This is a genomic window from Pseudotabrizicola sp. (assembly GCF_030656345.1).
Lineage (GTDB): Bacteria > Pseudomonadota > Alphaproteobacteria > Rhodobacterales > Rhodobacteraceae > Pseudotabrizicola.
This window is the reverse complement of record NZ_JAUSNR010000036.1, coordinates 80,529-96,091: the sequence shown is the minus strand read 5'-3', so window position 1 is coordinate 96,091 and position 15,563 is coordinate 80,529. Positions and strand designations below refer to the sequence as shown.

Annotated in this window: 18 protein-coding genes and 1 tRNA gene; 9 read left to right on the top strand and 10 right to left on the bottom strand. The window is 64.3% G+C overall.

The window, feature by feature from the left end:
- Nucleotides 1-87 precede the first annotated feature (87 nt).
- The 4 genes from Q7J44_RS19470 (at nucleotide 88) to Q7J44_RS19455 (ending at nucleotide 3,718) form a co-directional block, all read left to right on the top strand.
- Nucleotides 88-1,800: an acyl-CoA dehydrogenase gene (locus Q7J44_RS19470; protein ID WP_304882805.1), complete on the top strand. Its 1,713-nt coding sequence runs from the start codon at nucleotides 88-90 to the stop codon at nucleotides 1,798-1,800.
- Nucleotides 1,797-2,831 carry an MBL fold metallo-hydrolase gene (locus Q7J44_RS19465; protein WP_304882787.1) on the top strand — a complete coding sequence of 345 codons (1,035 nt, stop codon included), beginning with the start codon at nucleotides 1,797-1,799 and terminating at the stop codon, nucleotides 2,829-2,831. Before Q7J44_RS19470 ends, Q7J44_RS19465 begins: the two co-directional genes overlap by 4 nt.
- A 124-nt stretch (nucleotides 2,832-2,955) precedes the next feature.
- Nucleotides 2,956-3,090: an aa3-type cytochrome c oxidase subunit IV gene (locus Q7J44_RS19460; protein ID WP_103332300.1), complete on the top strand. Its 135-nt coding sequence runs from the start codon at nucleotides 2,956-2,958 to the stop codon at nucleotides 3,088-3,090.
- A 13-nt stretch (nucleotides 3,091-3,103) separates the two neighbouring features.
- Nucleotides 3,104-3,718 (top strand): hypothetical protein, encoded by a 615-nt coding sequence (locus Q7J44_RS19455; protein WP_304882786.1) that lies wholly within the window; start codon nucleotides 3,104-3,106, stop codon nucleotides 3,716-3,718.
- 39 nt (nucleotides 3,719-3,757) lie between these two features.
- Here Q7J44_RS19455 and Q7J44_RS19450 read toward each other — a convergent pair whose 3' ends face one another.
- Nucleotides 3,758-4,081, bottom strand: a complete 324-nt coding sequence (locus Q7J44_RS19450; protein WP_304882785.1) for an AzlD domain-containing protein — start codon at nucleotides 4,079-4,081, stop codon at nucleotides 3,758-3,760.
- Nucleotides 4,071-4,787, bottom strand: a complete 717-nt coding sequence (locus Q7J44_RS19445) for an AzlC family ABC transporter permease (protein ID WP_304882784.1) — start codon at nucleotides 4,785-4,787, stop codon at nucleotides 4,071-4,073. The genes Q7J44_RS19450 and Q7J44_RS19445 overlap by 11 nt, the downstream gene beginning before the upstream one ends.
- Before the next feature lie 69 nt (nucleotides 4,788-4,856).
- Between Q7J44_RS19445 and Q7J44_RS19440 the strand changes: the two genes are divergently transcribed.
- A complete protein-coding gene (locus Q7J44_RS19440) occupies nucleotides 4,857-5,438 on the top strand; it encodes an N-acetyltransferase (RefSeq protein WP_304882783.1) in 582 nt (193 codons plus the stop codon).
- 171 nt (nucleotides 5,439-5,609) lie between these two features.
- Entirely contained in the window at nucleotides 5,610-6,053 is a 444-nt protein-coding gene (gene mscL, locus Q7J44_RS19435) for a large conductance mechanosensitive channel protein MscL (RefSeq protein ID WP_304882782.1), read from the top strand.
- A 37-nt stretch (nucleotides 6,054-6,090) separates the two neighbouring features.
- Here the strand turns inward: mscL and ald are convergent, their stop codons facing one another.
- Complete coding sequence (gene ald, locus Q7J44_RS19430; RefSeq protein WP_304882781.1) at nucleotides 6,091-7,209, bottom strand: alanine dehydrogenase; 1,119 nt, start codon at nucleotides 7,207-7,209, stop codon at nucleotides 6,091-6,093.
- 146 nt (nucleotides 7,210-7,355) lie between these two features.
- On the opposite strand from ald, the gene Q7J44_RS19425 reads away from it, so the two are divergent.
- On the top strand, nucleotides 7,356-7,814 hold the full coding sequence (locus tag Q7J44_RS19425) for an Lrp/AsnC family transcriptional regulator (protein WP_103332305.1): 459 nt from the start codon (nucleotides 7,356-7,358) through the stop codon (nucleotides 7,812-7,814).
- 45 nt (nucleotides 7,815-7,859) lie between these two features.
- Here Q7J44_RS19425 and Q7J44_RS19420 read toward each other — a convergent pair whose 3' ends face one another.
- A complete protein-coding gene (locus Q7J44_RS19420; RefSeq protein ID WP_304882780.1) occupies nucleotides 7,860-8,966 on the bottom strand; it encodes an NADH:flavin oxidoreductase in 1,107 nt (368 codons plus the stop codon).
- A gap of 217 nt (nucleotides 8,967-9,183) precedes the next feature.
- Nucleotides 9,184-9,390: a 30S ribosomal protein S21 gene (rpsU, locus tag Q7J44_RS19415; RefSeq protein ID WP_100196301.1), complete on the bottom strand. Its 207-nt coding sequence runs from the start codon at nucleotides 9,388-9,390 to the stop codon at nucleotides 9,184-9,186.
- 109 nt (nucleotides 9,391-9,499) lie between these two features.
- On the opposite strand from rpsU, the gene Q7J44_RS19410 reads away from it, so the two are divergent.
- A complete protein-coding gene (locus tag Q7J44_RS19410) occupies nucleotides 9,500-10,195 on the top strand; it encodes a COQ9 family protein (RefSeq protein ID WP_304882779.1) in 696 nt (231 codons plus the stop codon).
- Between the two features lie 24 nt (nucleotides 10,196-10,219).
- Nucleotides 10,220-11,212, top strand: coding sequence for an NAD(P)H-quinone oxidoreductase (locus Q7J44_RS19405; protein ID WP_304882778.1), 993 nt, complete (start codon nucleotides 10,220-10,222; stop codon nucleotides 11,210-11,212).
- Nucleotides 11,213-11,266: 54 nt separating this feature from the next.
- On the opposite strand, the gene Q7J44_RS19400 is transcribed toward Q7J44_RS19405, so the two are convergent.
- From Q7J44_RS19400 to Q7J44_RS19380, 5 genes are all read right to left on the bottom strand, one after another.
- Nucleotides 11,267-11,343 (bottom strand) — tRNA-Pro (locus Q7J44_RS19400).
- A 54-nt stretch (nucleotides 11,344-11,397) separates the two neighbouring features.
- Entirely contained in the window at nucleotides 11,398-12,357 is a 960-nt protein-coding gene (locus tag Q7J44_RS19395; RefSeq protein WP_304882777.1) for a DMT family transporter, read from the bottom strand.
- Between the two features lie 151 nt (nucleotides 12,358-12,508).
- Nucleotides 12,509-13,615, bottom strand: coding sequence for a 3-isopropylmalate dehydrogenase (leuB, locus tag Q7J44_RS19390; RefSeq protein WP_304882776.1), 1,107 nt, complete (start codon nucleotides 13,613-13,615; stop codon nucleotides 12,509-12,511).
- Nucleotides 13,616-13,699: 84 nt separating this feature from the next.
- A complete protein-coding gene (locus tag Q7J44_RS19385) occupies nucleotides 13,700-14,593 on the bottom strand; it encodes an endonuclease/exonuclease/phosphatase family protein (protein WP_304882804.1) in 894 nt (297 codons plus the stop codon).
- Nucleotides 14,594-14,637: 44 nt separating this feature from the next.
- Nucleotides 14,638-15,456 (bottom strand): hypothetical protein, encoded by an 819-nt coding sequence (locus tag Q7J44_RS19380; protein WP_304882775.1) that lies wholly within the window; start codon nucleotides 15,454-15,456, stop codon nucleotides 14,638-14,640.
- Between the last annotated feature and the right edge of the window lie 107 nt (nucleotides 15,457-15,563).

Sequence of the window (15,563 nt, the reverse complement as noted above, 5' to 3'; positions counted from 1 at the left end):
TCGGCCCCCATGGCTAACCTTATGCCCATCGCCCATACGCCCGCCCGCCGCCTTTGCCAAGACAAGCCACCCAGACCCGAGGTTCCGATGCCCTACCGCGCCCCCCTGTCCGACCTGCGATTCCTGATGGATCATGTGGTTGGCTTCGCTCAGGTCTCTGCCACCGACCGCTTTGCCGAAGCCACGCCGGAAACGGTCGAGGCTGTGCTGACAGAGGCAGGTCGTCTGGCGGCAGAGGTGCTGGCCCCGGTCAACCGCGCGGGCGACACCCATCCGGCGCGGCTGGAAAACGGGGTGGTGCGCACCTCGCCCGGCTATGCCGAGGCCTACAGTGCCTTGGCGACAGGCGGCTGGGTCGCGATCACCGCCGGGGCAGAGCATGGCGGCATGGGCCTGCCGCTGACCCTTGCCAGCGCGGTCAATGACATGTTTTCGGGGGCCTGCCTGTCGCTGCAGCTGAACCCGCTGCTGACGCAAGGTCAGATCGAGGCGTTGGAGCATCACGCCAGCGATGAGCTGAAAGCCACCTATCTGCCCAAGCTGATCTCCGGCGACTGGAACGGCACGATGAACCTGACCGAGCCGCAGGCCGGGTCAGATGTGGGCGCCTTGCGGTCAAAGGCGGAACCGAACGGCGATGGCAGCTACGCCATCAGCGGGCAGAAAATCTACATCACCTGGGGGGATTCGGATTTTCAGGCCAATACCATCCATCTGGTGCTGGCCCGCCTGCCGGATGGTGCCCCCGGTACCGCTGGCATCAGCCTGTTTCTGGTGCCGAAATTCCTGCCCGATGCTGCGGGCGAACCCGGCCCGCGCAACAGCCTGTCGGTGGTCAGTCTGGAACACAAGCTGGGCATCCACGGCAGCCCGACCTGCGTGATGCAGTTCGATGGTGCCAAGGGCTGGCTGGTCGGTGCCCCGCACAAGGGGATGGCCGCGATGTTCACCATGATGAACAACGCCCGGCTTGGTGTTGGCCTGCAAGGCGTGGGCGTGGCCGAGGCGGCGTATCAGCATGCCTATGATTATGCGATGACGCGGCAGCAGGGCCGCACTGCAGACCCGGCGACGCCCAGCATCATCGGCCATGCCGATGTGCGCCGGATGCTGGCCACGATGAAGGCACAGGTGTTTTCCGCCCGCGCCATCGGCCTGTCCTGCGCTGTGGCCATCGACATGGGCCATGCCACGGGCCAGCCGGACTGGAAGGCCCGCGCCGCCTTCCTGACCCCGATTGCCAAGGCCTACGGCACCGATGTCGGCGTCGCGGTCGCGTCCGAGGGCGTGCAGATCCATGGCGGCATGGGGTTCATCGAAGAAACCGGCGCGGCGCAATTCCTGCGCGATGCCCGCATCACCCCGATCTATGAAGGCACCAACGGCATTCAGGCGATGGACCTTGTGGCCCGCAAGATGGCGGATAACGGCGAAGCCGCCTTCCGCCTGATCCGCGAAATCGAAATGGGCGCGCAATCGGCCCGCGCCGGGTTCCCCGATCTGGCCGAAGATGTCTGGCAGGCCTGCGAATCGCTGCGCGAGGCGACCGAAGGCTTGCTGGCGCAGGAACTGACCGACCGTTTCGCCGGGGCCGTGCCCTATCTGCGCGCCTTCGCGCTGGTGCTGGGCGCGCATTTCCACCTGAAGGCCGCCGGGGCCGAAGGCGGCACCGGCCCGCGCGCGGCCTTGGCCCGGGTGGCGATCAAACGGCTGCTGCCAGAGCATTCCGGCCTGCTGGCGCAGACCCGGATCGGCGCCGCCGATCTTTATGCGCTGACGCCCGATGATTTCGCCGCATGAGCGCTGACGGCCTGACCGGCATCCGCCACCCGTTCCCCGAAGCCCCCACCGAAGGGCAGGCGACCGAGGTCGCACCCGGCATCCTGTGGATGCGCCTGCCGCTGCCGATGGCGCTGGACCATGTCAACGTCTATGCGCTGGACGATGGGACAGGCTGGACCGTGATCGACACCGGGCTGGCCAGCAAACGCAGCCGCACAATCTGGCAGGCGCTGCTCGATGGCCCGCTGGCAGGCCGCCCGGTGCGCCGGGTGATCGTCACCCATCACCACCCCGACCATGTCGGCCTCGCCGGCTGGTTTCAGGCGCAGGGTGCCGCGCTGTCGATGCCGCGCACTGCATGGCTTTATGCCCGGATGCTGACCCTCGACGACCAGCCCCTGCCGGGGCCCGAGGCCCAGACGTTCTATCAGCGCGCCGGAATGTCCGCCGAAATGCTGGCAGACCGCGCCACCCAGCGCCCGTTCAATTTCTGCGATGTGGTGGCCCCCATGCCGCTGGGCTTCACCGCCCTGCAAGATGGCGGGACCATCCATATGGCCGGGCGCGACTGGACCATCCGCTTTGGCTCTGGCCACGCGCCCGATCATGCCACCTTCTGGTCGGGTGATCTGATCCTTGGCGGCGATCAGCTGCTGCCCGGCATTTCCGCCAATATCGGCGTCTACCCGACCGAACCCGATGCCGACCCGTTGGCCGACTGGCTGGCAAGCTGCCGCCGGTTTCAGCCGCTGGCGCGCGACAGCCAGCTGGTGCTGCCCGGCCACAAACTGCCCTTCACCGGCCTGCCGCTGCGGCTGACCCAGATGATCGACAACCACATCGGCGCGCTGGACCGTCTGGCCGCGCATCTGGCCACCCCCCGCACCGCCGCCGATTGCTTTGTGCCGCTGTTCAAACGCGAGATCACCGGCCCGGCCTATGGCATGGCGCTGGTCGAATCAGTGGCGCATCTGAACCATCTGCTGCATCAGGGCCGGGTATCGCGGTCCCTGTCGCCCGAAGGGGCCTGGCTGTGGCACAGGCTGTAACGCACACCGGACTCCCTGCAAAAACGCCGCATGTCACAGTCAGGTTTGTCGCATCTCCGGCCCCGTGACAGGGGCCGCTGAATCGGATATCAGCGGGAAAAGACCAGTCAGAGGATGTGACATCATGGCCGAACACAAGCATGGCAGCATGGATACCACCGCGCAGGAAAAAACCTTTGCCGGGTTCATCCGCCTGGTGACATGGGGAACCTGCATCAGCATCGGCATCCTGGTTTTCATGGCCTTGGTCAACGCCTGAAAGGCACACTCACATGCTTCGCCTGATCATCGCCCTTGTGGCGACGCTGACGCTTGGTGCCTGCGTGGCCGAACCCAAGTGGGCCACTGACGAGGCAGTGGCGCAGGCGCGCTATGTGCACAATGGCCCGTCGTCGATCACCCTGTTCACGGTCCTGTCCACACGGGACGGGTCGGGTGCCCATTCCGGTCTGTTGATCAACGGGTCCGAACGCATCATGTTCGACCCGGCGGGCACCTGGCATCATCCGCGCCTGCCGGAACGCAACGACGTGCATTTCGGCATGACGCCGAAGATGGTCGCCTTCTACATCGACTATCACGCGCGCGAGACGTTCGATGTGGTCGAGCAGACGGTCATTGTCTCGCCCGGCGTGGCGGAACTGGTGGCGCAGCGGGCCAAAGCCTATGGCGCCGTGCCAAAGGCGCAATGCACCAAATCGATCTCGGCCATTCTCCGCGATGTACCGGGGTTCGAGTCGCTGCCCTCCACCTGGTATCCCGCCAGATATATGGAAGCCTTCGCCAAGCTGCCCGGCGTTACCAGCCGCAAGATTACCGACTCGGATGCCGACAACAACCATGGTGTCCTGCTTGTGCAGGCAGACGATCCGCGCGTTCAGGATTGACCTTATTCTGTCTGACCTGCCGGTCAGACAGAACACGCCTTACAGCCACAACACCGCGTACAGCGTGACACCCCCGGCCATGATCGCCCCGATCACGCTGCGGGTGATGATCCCCACCACCAGCGTCACACAGGCGGCGGCCAGCCGGGCCGGGTCGGTTGCGCCTCCGGTTGCTGCGGGCCACAGCACCGCAGGGGCCACCAGCCCCGGCAGGATAGCCACCGCCGTATAGCGCAGCGCGCGGCGCAAGCCCGCAGGCAGCGGCTGGTTGCCCAGCACCCCCAGAAACGACAGCCGGATCAGATAGGTGCCGATCGCCAGCGCGGGCAGCACGATCCAGAACGTGGTCGGATCAATCTTCATGTGCCGTGCCTTTCCGTGTCAGCGCCACCTCGGCCCCGGCCCCCGCCGCCATCGCCAGCGCCGCCGCCAGCAACAAGCCGGTGCCATAGGGCAGCCCCGCCAACAGCAGCGCCGCCAGAATGGACACCGCCGCCGCAACCACATGCGGAATGCTGCGCAGCATCGGCGCACAAATCGCCAGAAAGGTGATCGGCACCGCGAAATCCAGTGCATATTCCGGCGGGATCGCCTCGCCCACCACGGCCCCGGCAAAGGTGGCCACAAACCACATCGGCGCAATCGGCGTGACCGTGCCGAAAAAGAACGCGACCTTGTCGGCCAGCGGCTGATCGGGGCGGCGCTCAAACTCTGCCTGACTGGCGGCAAAGCTCTGATCCACCAGAAAATACGCCATCAGCGCCCGGGTGCCAAAGGGGGCCGCGCCCAGATGCGGGGCCATCGCCACCGAATACATCACCATCCGCAGATTGACGGCGAGCGAGGTGGCCAGCACCACCAGCACCGGCGCCTGATCCTGCATCAGCTGCACGGCGGCAAATTGCGACGCGCCCGCAAACACGCTGAACGAAAACAGCATCACCTGAAGCAGGTTCAACCCGGCCTCGGTCGCCACCACGCCAAACAGCAGCGCAAAGGGGATCACGACAATCACAAAGGGCGCAGAGGCCACGCAGCCGCGCAGAAACGAAGATCGGACGGGGGTCATGCTTTGGCCTTTACCGGGCGTCCCCCACGGCTTAGGCATTTTGAACGCGACTGAAAAGGGACAAACAGGGTGCATGTCAGTCTTGGCCTTCCCGAACACCTGAAATCGCAGGCGGCCGATCTGTATTGGCAGGCCTTTGGCGGCAAGCTGGGCCGGGTGATGGGGCCAGAGGCGCGGGCGCACGCCTTCCTGCTGCGGGTGATGCGCGCTGATCATTGCTTTTGCGCGGTGGCCGATGACGGGCGGCTGCTGGGCATCGCCGGGTTCAAATCGCCCCAAGGCAGTTTTGCGGGCGGCGAGGCGCAGGACGTGCAGGCCATTTATGGCCGCATTGGTGCTGCATGGCGCTGCCGTCTGCTGGGCCTGCTGCAAAGCGATACCGACAATCACCGCTTCCTGATCGACGGCATCTGCGTCGCGCGTGACGAGCGCAGCCGCGGGGTCGGCAGCGCGCTTCTGGCCGCACTGATGGCCGAGGCGGTGGCGCGCGGCTATCCCGCGATCCGGCTGGAAGTGATCGACACCAACATCCGCGCCCGCGCGCTGTATGAGCGTCTGGGCTTCGCAGCCTTTGGCAGCGAAACCCTTGGCCCGCTGCGCCATGTGTTCGGCTTCTCCCGCGCCGTCACCATGGTCCGCAGCCTGCCCTGAACCAGACGTAAGCCATACGCAGGCCATACGTTTGCCATACGTAAATCTGGCGGGGTGTCGCGCGCGTTTTCCCCCTGCGAAACCGCGTCCGCCTGTGCCATAAACAAGCGGCGCAACGGCGCATGTGGGATCAGGCAAGCCTCCGGCAAGGCGGCAGCCAAAAGGGGATATGTGACTATGATCAATGAATTCAAAGCCTTCATCGCCAAAGGTAATGTGGTCGACCTTGCGGTCGGCATCATCATCGGCGCGGCCTTTACCGCCATCGTCAATTCGCTGGTGGCCGACCTGATCAACCCGATCATCGGCCTGATCACCGGCGGCGTTGATTTCTCTAACCTTTACATAGACTTGTCTGGAACAGACCCGGTATCACTCGCCGCCGCGCGCGAGGCCGGGGTGCCGGTGTTCGCCTATGGTTCCTTCATCACCGCCATCATCAACTTCATGATCATCGCCTGGGTGGTGTTCCTGCTGGTTAAGGCGGTGAACCGCCTCAAGCGGCAGATGGTCCGGCAAGAGGCGGCAGAGGCCGCCGCCGCAGTGCCCCCCGGCCCGACAGAGCTGGATGTGCTGAAAGAAATCCGCGACTCGCTGCAGCAGCGCAGCGCGTAGAGGGAAATGGCCCCTGCACCGGCAGGGGCCTGCCGCGTCAGATTTTTATTGCCTCATCAGCACTTAGCGATGGCAGACCCAAAGCCTCACCCACTGCGGCATAGGTCAGATGCCCGGCATGGGTGTTCAGCCCGGCCTTCAGGTGCGGGTCATCGGCGCAGGCGGTTTTCCAGCCCTTGTCGGCCAGCGCCAGCAAGAAGGGCAGGGTGGCATTGCCCAGAGCAATCGTCGAGGTGCGGGCCACGGCCCCCGGCATGTTGGCGACACAATAGTGCATGATTCCATCCACGTCGTAGATCGGGTCCTGATGGGTGGTGGCGCGGCTGGTCTCAAAGCAGCCGCCCTGATCAATCGCCACATCGACAATCGCCGCGCCCGGCTTCATCGTCGCCAACTGCGCCCGGCTGACCAGTTTCGGGGCCGCCGCCCCCGGGACCAGCACCGCGCCGATCACCAGATCCGCCTCGGCCACCGCCGCCGCTGTTGCGGCACCGCTGGCATAGGTGGTATGGAACTGCCCGGCGAACACATCATCCAGATAGCGGAGCCGGTTGAGCGAGCGGTCGAGCACCACCACATCTGCCCCCATACCCGCTGCAACCCGCGCCGCATGGGTGCCGACCACGCCGCCGCCGATCACCACCACACGCGCGGGCAGCACGCCCGGCACGCCCCCCAGCAACACGCCGCGTCCGCCGTTGGCCTTTTGCAGGGTCCACGCGCCAACTTGCGGGGCCAGCCGCCCTGCCACTTCGGACATCGGGGCCAGCAGCGGCAGCGCGCCCGCCCGGTCGGTCACGGTTTCATAGGCAATCGCGGTCACGCCAGACGACAACAGGTCGTGGGTCTGGTCCGGGTCAGGCGCCAGATGCAGATAGGTGAACAGCACCTGCCCTTCGCGCAGGCGCTTGCGCTCGGCCGCCTGGGGTTCCTTGACCTTGACGATCATGCCCGCCTCGGCAAACACGGTTTCGGCATCCGGCGCGATCTGCGCGCCCGCCGCTGTGTAATCATCATCCGTAAAGCCAGCGCCCACGCCTGCGCCGGTTTCCATCAGCACCGTGTGGCCATGCGCCACCGCATCGCGCACAGCATCCGGCGTCATGCCGACGCGGAATTCCTGTGGCTTGATCTCTTTCGGGCAACCGATTTTCATGATGACTCCCTGATGTTTATTTGGTTTATGACTCTCAGTGTCGCGCCGATTGGCCGTCACTTCTTTGAATTTCCCGCGACAGAAGGGCGGGTTTTGCGTAGAATGCCGCGCATAAACCCGATCTGGCGAAAGAAATTACCAAGCCCATGGATCTTGACGCAACAGACCGCCGCATCCTGAACGTGCTGCAACGCGATGGCCGCATCACCAATGCCGACCTGTCCGAACGGGTGAATCTGTCGCCCTCGGCCTGTCACCGCCGCACGCAGCGGCTGGAGGAGGAGGGGTATATCGCGGGCTATGTTGCCCTGCTCGACACCCGAAAAATGGGGCGGCTGACGACCGTGTTTGTGGAAATCACCCTGCAAAGTCAGGCCGAAGACCTGCTGGACGCGTTTGAGCGCGAGGTGGCGCGGGTGCCCGATCTTCTGGAATGTCACCTGATGGCAGGCTCGGCCGATTATCTGCTGAAGATCATGGCCGAGGATACCGAGGATTTTGCCCGTATCCACCGGCAATTCCTGTCGCGCCTGCCGGGCGTGCGGCAGATGCAGTCGTCTTTCGCGCTGCGGACCGTGGTGAAAACCACGGCGATTGCGGCGTGAACGGCGCGTGCCCGGCAGCCCCAATGGGGCCGCCGGATATGGTGCTTACGCCAGTACGGCCAGATCCGATGCTTTGAAATCTGCCATGTCCTGCGGGCGGTCTTCGCGCACTTTGCGCACCCAGTCCGCATCTGAAATCAGCGCGCGGCCCACGGCGATCAGGTCGAACTCGTCCCGCTCCATCCGCCGGATCAGACCGTCCAGCGGGGTTTTCTGCGAGGCTTCACCGGCAAAGGCACCGCCAAAGTCGGAATTGAGACCCACAGACCCGACGCTTATGGTGGCCGCCCCGGTCAGCTTTTTCGCCCAACCGGCAAAGTTCAGCCCCTCTTCGCCGTCCAACTCCGGGAATTCCGGCAGCCAGAACCGGCGTTGCGAGCAGTGCAGGATATCCACCCCGGCCTCGACCAGCGGCAGCAGCCAGTCGGTCATTTCTGCAGGCGTGGTCGCGAGCCGTGCGGTGTAATCCTGCTGCTTCCACTGGCTGACCCGCAGGATCAGCGGAAAGTCAGGCCCAAGTGCTGCGCGCACGGCCTTGACGATTTCGGCGGCAAAGCGTGACCGCTGGGCAATCGTCGCGCCGCCCCATGCGTCGGTGCGGGTGTTGGTGCCGGACCAGAAGAACTGGTCGATCAGATAGCCGTGCGCCCCGTGCAACTCCACCGCGTCAAACCCGGCGGCTTTCGCGTCTTTCGCGGCAGCGGCAAAGGCGGCGATGGTGTCGGCAATATCGTCTTCGGTCATCGCGCGTCCGCGCGGCTCACCCGGGCCGACGAGGCCCGAGGGGCTTTCCACCTCTGCCTCCGGCTCCCACTTGCCCGAACGGGTCGATCCGGTGTGCCAGATCTGCGGGGCAATCTTGCCGCCTGCGGAATGAACCGCTTTGGCGACATCTTTCCAGCCTGCCATCGCCTGTTCGCCGTGAAAGAACGGAATGCCTGGCAGGTTGCGCGATGCGGGACGGTTGATCACCGTGCCTTCGGTCAGGATCAGGCCGACGCCGCCGATCGCCCGCTTGCGGTAATAATCAGACTGCGCTGCAGCGGGAATGCCGTCCTTTGCCATCGCCCGCGTCATCGGGGCCATGACGATGCGGTTGGGCAGGGTCATGCCCTTGAGGGTGAACGGGCGGAAAAGCGTGTCTGACGTCATGGTCGTATCCTTGGTTTGTGCTGCACTGCAGCTAAGCACGAAGCCCGCCGTTTCAATTGCAGGCCCGTTGCACAGCGACTGTTCGGAAATGACCAGGTGTTGCCCTTGCACCGGGCTCGCCCACGCGGCGGCGCAAAGAAAAACCCCCGGCCTTGCGGACGGGGGTTGATCGGGGGGCGGGGGCTTGCGCCGCCCACCCAAGCATTCCAAGAACGACTTAAACGCCGCCTTCGCGCAATGCCTTTTTGCGCGCAAGCTTGCGCGCACGGCGAACGGCTTCGGCTTGCTCGCGCGCTTTTTTGACGGAGGGTTTCTCGAAATGTTGCTTGAGCTTCATTTCGCGGAACACGCCTTCGCGCTGGAGCTTTTTCTTGAGGGCCCGAAGGGCTTGCTCAACGTTGTTGTCACGGACGCTGACCTGCATGTGGTTGTCACCACCTTCCTAGGTTAGAGTTGCACTGTTTGTGCAGGCAGGCTGCGCTATAACAAAGCCATTGGCCCCTGTCCACTGCCATGACGTAAAGGATGACGACATGACGACCGAGACCACACCCACCCCCGCAGACCGTGTGCTGGATGCCGCTTTGCTGCATGTGCCGTTTGACGGCTGGTCTGAAACCACCCTGCGCGCCGCGATTGCCGAATCGGGCGTGCATGAGGCGCTGGCCCGGTCGCTGTTCCCGCGCGGCGGGGTCGATCTGGCGCTGGCCTATCACCGGCGTGGCGACGCGCTGATGCGTGAGAGGCTGGCCGCGACCGATCTGGCGGCCCTGCGCTACCGCGACCGGATCGTCACCGCTGTCCGCCTGCGGCTGGAACTGGTGGAGGATAAAGAGGCGGTGCGCCGGGGGTCGACCCTGTTTGCGCTGCCGATCCATACAGCTGACGGGGCCCGTGCGGTCTGGGGCACGTCGGATGCGATCTGGAGCGCGCTTGGCGACACCAGCCGGGATGTGAACTGGTATACCAAGCGCGCCACGCTTTCGGCGGTCTATTCCGCCACCGTGCTGTTCTGGCTGGGCGATGACAGCCCCGGGCATCAGGCAACATGGGAATTCCTTGACCGCCGGATCGAGAATGTCATGAGCATTGAAAAAGCCAAGGCCGCGCTGCGCGAGAACCCTGTCGCCAAAGCCTTGCTTGCCGGGCCGATGAAACTGATGGAAAAGATCCGCAAGCCTGACATTCCCGATGATCTGCCGGGCAAGATGATGGACCGTTTCCGCTGAAAGCCCCCCATTGAAAGACCCCCTATGACCCTGTCCCACACCATGCGCGCCGTTGAGATTTCAGAACCCGGCGGGCCGGAGGTCTTGACGCCCGCCACGATGCCGGTTCCGGTGCCGGGTCACGGTCAGGTCGTGATCCGCGTGGCCTATGCCGGGGTGAACCGCCCCGATGCGCTGCAACGCGCGGGGTCTTATGCGCCGCCGGCCAATGCCTCGCCCCTGCCGGGGCTGGAGGCGTCGGGGACGGTGGTGGAACTGGGGCCGAACGTCACCCGGTGGAGTGTGGGCGACAAGGTCTGCGCGCTGTTGCCCGGCGGCGGCTATGCAGAATACGTGACGACGCATGAGGCACATGCGCTGCCGGTTCCTGCCGGTATGGGGATGAAGGAAGCCGCCTGCCTGCCTGAAACCTGCTTCACCGTCTGGTCCAACGTGGTGATGCGCGGCGGCTTGCGCGGGGGGGAGCGGTTTTTGGTGCACGGCGGGGCGTCGGGTATCGGCACAACCGCCATTCAGATCGCCCGCGCCCTTGGCGCGCGCGTGTTCACCACCGCAGGCAGCGCCGAAAAAGTGATGGCCTGTGAGGCGTTGGGGGCCGAGCGCGCCTTCAATTACAAGACCGAAGACTGGGCGGCAGAGGTCAAGGCCATGGGCGGGGCGGATCTGATCCTCGACATGGTCGGCGGGTCGTATCTGCCGCGCAACATCCGCACGCTGGCCGATGATGGCCGCCTTGTGCAGATCGCGTTTCTGCAAGGCCCGAAGATCGAGCTGAACTTTGCCGAGATGATGATGCGGCGGCTGACCATCACCGGGTCCACCCTGCGCCCGCAATCGGATGCCGCCAAAGCCCGGATCGCGCGCGAGGTCGAAACCCACGTCTGGCCAATGATCGCGGCAGGTCATTTTGCCCCGGTGATGGACAGCGAATACCCGCTGGAGCGTGCATCAGAGGCGCATACCCGCATGGAAAGCTCGGGCCACACCGGCAAGATCGTGCTGAAGGTGGAAGCCTGAGACGAGGCGTTGTGTGGCTGCCTTGGCGCATGTCACATAAAGGTGCGGGATATCTGGTCGGAGCGAGAGGATTCGAACCTCCGACCCCCTGCTCCCGAAGCAGGTGCGCTACCAGACTGCGCTACGCTCCGACCGTGGAAGGCGCTGTAAACCCTCTCATTGCGCTTGGCAAGAGGGGTCGGGGGTCAGTCCCCGCGCCGCCGTTCGCCGCGTTTCAAAAGCAGGCTGATGCGCGGCATCAACCCGGTTTCGGGCCGCGATTTGTTGGACAGAACGGGGCTGTTTTTCGACACACTGCCGGTGCCTTCGCGCATCACAATGTAGACGCCTGACGCAATGATCACCCCGGTTCCGACCAGCGTGTAAAAATCTGCCTGTTCGTCAAACAGCAGCGCGCCATAAATCACCGCCCAGATGATCTGCGAATATTGCATCGGTGCCACGATGATGGCCGGGGCGGTGCGGTAAGCCATGATCGACAGCAGGGCCGCGACAAAGGCCAGCCCGGCAATTACCCCGGTCAGCGCCAGATGTGCCAGCGGCATCGGCACGTAGACAAAGGGCATCGTGGCCCCGGTCAGCAGGAAGGTCGCCACCATCGGATAGAGCATCAGCACGGCCGACCGTTCCTCGGCCCCGATCTTGCGCACGATCACCGAGGTCAGCGACCCGGTCAGCGCCGCCGACAGCGCCGCCAGATGGCCCCAGGACAGATCCGCCGATCCGGGTCGCAGCACGATCAGCACACCCACCAGCCCGACCACCACGGCGATGCCACGCCGGACCCCCACCTTTTCGCCCAGCATCGGAATTGCCAGCACGGTGATCAGCAGCGGCATGGCGAACAGGATGGCATAGGTCTGCGCCAACGGCAGCACTGTAAAGGCATAAAACGCCGCCGCCCCTGTCGAGACGGCGGTCAGGGACCGCAGCAGCGACCACCACGGATGGCGCGGGATCAGGTTGCCGTCTGTCCGGTCGCTCATCAACATGAAAGAGATCAGCGGAAAGCCCATCAGGCCCGAGAAAAAGATGATCTGGAACGAATTGTAGCTTTCACCCAGAAACTTGATGACAACATCATGGGTCGCGTAAATCGCAAAGGCCAGCAGCGCAAAAAGCGCGCCTTTCAGATTATGTCCCATGGTGTCTCCCCTCGGCAGCAGGGGCCAAAGCGCAACCCTGTTTGCGCTATCAATATGTGCAGAAACCGGCGCAAGGCTCAACGCTTTCCGACACATAAAACGACAAAGGCCCGCAACTTGGCGGGCCTTTGCGCAATGTCTCGGCTATGGATCAGAGGCTGGCGTCCAGTGCGGCCACAATCGCATCGCCCATCTGGGTGGTGCTGATCGGGGTGCCGCCATCGGGACCCATCAGATCGGCGGTGCGCAAGCCGTCGGCCAGCACCTTTTCGACCGCCGCCTCGATCCGCGTCGCATCGGTTCCCATGTCGAAGGAATAGCGCAACGCCATCGCAAAGGACAGGATACAGGCGATCGGGTTGGCCTTGCCCGTGCCCGCGATGTCGGGGGCAGAGCCATGAACGGGTTCGTACAGCGCCTTGGGTCGGCCATTGGCCATCGGCGCGCCAAGGCTGGCGGATGGCAGCATGCCCAAAGACCCCGTCAGCATCGCGGCAAGATCGGACAGCAGGTCGCCGAACAGGTTGTCGGTGACGATCACGTCGAACTGCTTGGGCCAGCGGGTCAGCTGCATGGCCCCTGCATCGGCATACATGTGCGACAGGTCAACATCGGGATATTCCTTGTCATGGATTTCCTGCACCACCTCGCGCCACAGGATGCCGGATTCCATCACATTGGCCTTCTCCATCGAGCAGACCTTGTTGCCACGCTTGCGCGCCAGCTCGAACGCCGAGCGGGCCACGCGGGCGATTTCCGACTCGGTATAGCGCTGGGTGTTGATGCCCACCCGTTCGTTGCCCTCGACAAAGATCCCACGCGGCTCGCCGAAATAGACGCCGGAGGTCAGTTCGCGCACGATCATGATATCCAGACCGGCCACGACCTCTTTCTTCAGCGACGAGAAGTCTGCCAAAGCGTCAAAGCACTGCGCCGGGCGCAGGTTGGAAAACAGATCCATTTCCTTGCGCAGGCGCAGCAGCCCGCGTTCAGGTTTCACGCTGAAATCGAGCGCGTCGTACTTGGGTCCACCCACGGCACCCAGCAGAACCGCATCCACCTCTTGCGCCTTGGCCATCGTGTCGTCGTGCAGCGGCACACCGTGCTTGTCATAGGCGCAGCCGCCGACCAGATCTTCGGTCACGTCAAAGGTGACGCCGCGCGCAGCACCCATCCAGCCGATGATTTTTTTCACTTCGGCCATGACCTCAGGGCCGATGCCGTCACCGGCGAGGATAAGAAGGGAAGGGTTGGCCATTGCAAAGGCTCCTGTCTTTTGGGTTGCCTGCGGCGTAGCCAATGGGCTGCACAGGGTCAAGCGGTCCTTGGGGAAAGCGGCGGTTCAGGGTGTGATTTCCACCCAGATCGGATGGTGCCGCGCTCCCGTGGGCACAGGTGCATGGCCGGCGCCGGTGACTGTGATCCCGGCAGAGGGCAGAATGTAGCTGACCCGCAGCGGCCCCAGCGTGCCGCCATAATCCACCGTGTCGCCCGGCAGCACATCCTGCAGCCGCGCATCCGCCAGCAGTGCCCGGATCGCCGCCGGGTCGCCATTGCCCTTTTCCGGGTCCGCATTGGCCTGACCGAGCAGCACGAACGGCTCTTGCGGGGCCTGCGGGCTGTTCAGCAAGTGCAGCCAGAACGCGGACTCATCATGGTTGCGCTTTGCGTTGCGGCGATCGGGCCCGTCAAAGGCCGGGGGCGTTGCGTGCCAGGTCAGCAGGCGCAGCCTGCGCCCGTCGGGCAGCTCGACCGCCGTTTCGTGATGCCCGGTCGTCGACAGCCGCAACACCTCTGCCGCGCCTTGCGGCAGGGGGGGCAGATCGGCCCCCGGCAGATCGCGCCACAGAACATCGGAATGATCAACGCTCTGGGCCGTATCCAGCGGCAGCCGTGACAGCACCGCCATGCCGCCTTCGCCCGGAAACCGGCCATAGCCGATGGCATCGCGCGCCTCATTGCTTCGCCCGTTGCCATCAAGGTCAAAGCCGCTGGGAATGCCGGTGTTGGGGCGCAGGGCGGCGCTGTGGGGGTAGGGGTACGCCAAGGCGGCATTCAGCGCCGAAAGCGCCAACCCACCGGCATCGTAGTCAAACCCGGACAGCACGATGACATCCGCGTTCATCGCATCAATCGCCGCAACGGCATGGGCCAGATCGGCAGACTTTGCCTGAACCAGATCGCGCAGCAACAGACCCGGGCCTGCGCGGTTCAGATTGGTGTTCCAGAACGCCACACGCAGCCCCTCGGCTGCGGCGGGCGCGGCCAGCAGCAGCAGGGTCAGAACGCCCGCGAGGCCCGCGCCATGGCCGATCTGTCCCGTGCGCCCTGCACACGGCGCATCTGACGGACCATATCGGCGATCCGCCCCATGGCGATACCGCGCATGAACAGGCTTGCAGGAAGAAATGCCCATGCTGTCATTGTCCAGATCAGGGTTTGCGATGCTGTCATGCTATCGGGATCGATACCAGTTGACGACAGGCTGACGACAAAGGGGATGATAAAGGGCAGCAGAAAGCCAAGGATGATGTTGATCCGCGCGTCCCGCTCCAGCCTTTCCACCAGATCGCCGGCGGTAGGGTCAAAGGTGGGCAGGTTGATCCAGACATTGAACATGCGGCCCTGCATCGGCCAGACACTGATTTTCAACAGGATGACAAACCCGGCAAGCGAGATCAGTGAGGTGATATAGGCCACGCCCGCCGCGTCACGCACCGCCTGCACCTGCGCAGGCGTCGCGGTTTCGGCCAGCATCAGCTTGGCAAGCCGCACCGGCGAATAGGGGAAATCCAGCGAGTGCCCGACAAGTTGGCCAATCGCCTGTACCAAGGCACCCAGACTTGTGGTCTGCACCCGGCTGCTTTCCATCACCGCCAGACACAGCACCGTGAAAAACAGCATCGTCAGCCGGACCCGGTTGAAAGGCGGCGCATCGCGGAACTCGATCAGGCTGGGGGCTTCGGTATTGTATTCGACAAAGGTCAGCAATCCGGCAAACAGCGCGACCAGTGCAGCCATCTGCTTGGCGTCACTGGAGACATCGGTCAGGATCACTGACGGCGTGATCACCACGAGGATGACCAGAACTGCCCTCAAGAAAGCGCCCGAGAATCGCGAGACCACTGCTTTGCCACCTTCCACCCGGTCGGTCCCGATGCTGTGCCGGGACCTTGTTCCGAAGATCTCCCGCCAAGTCTGACGGG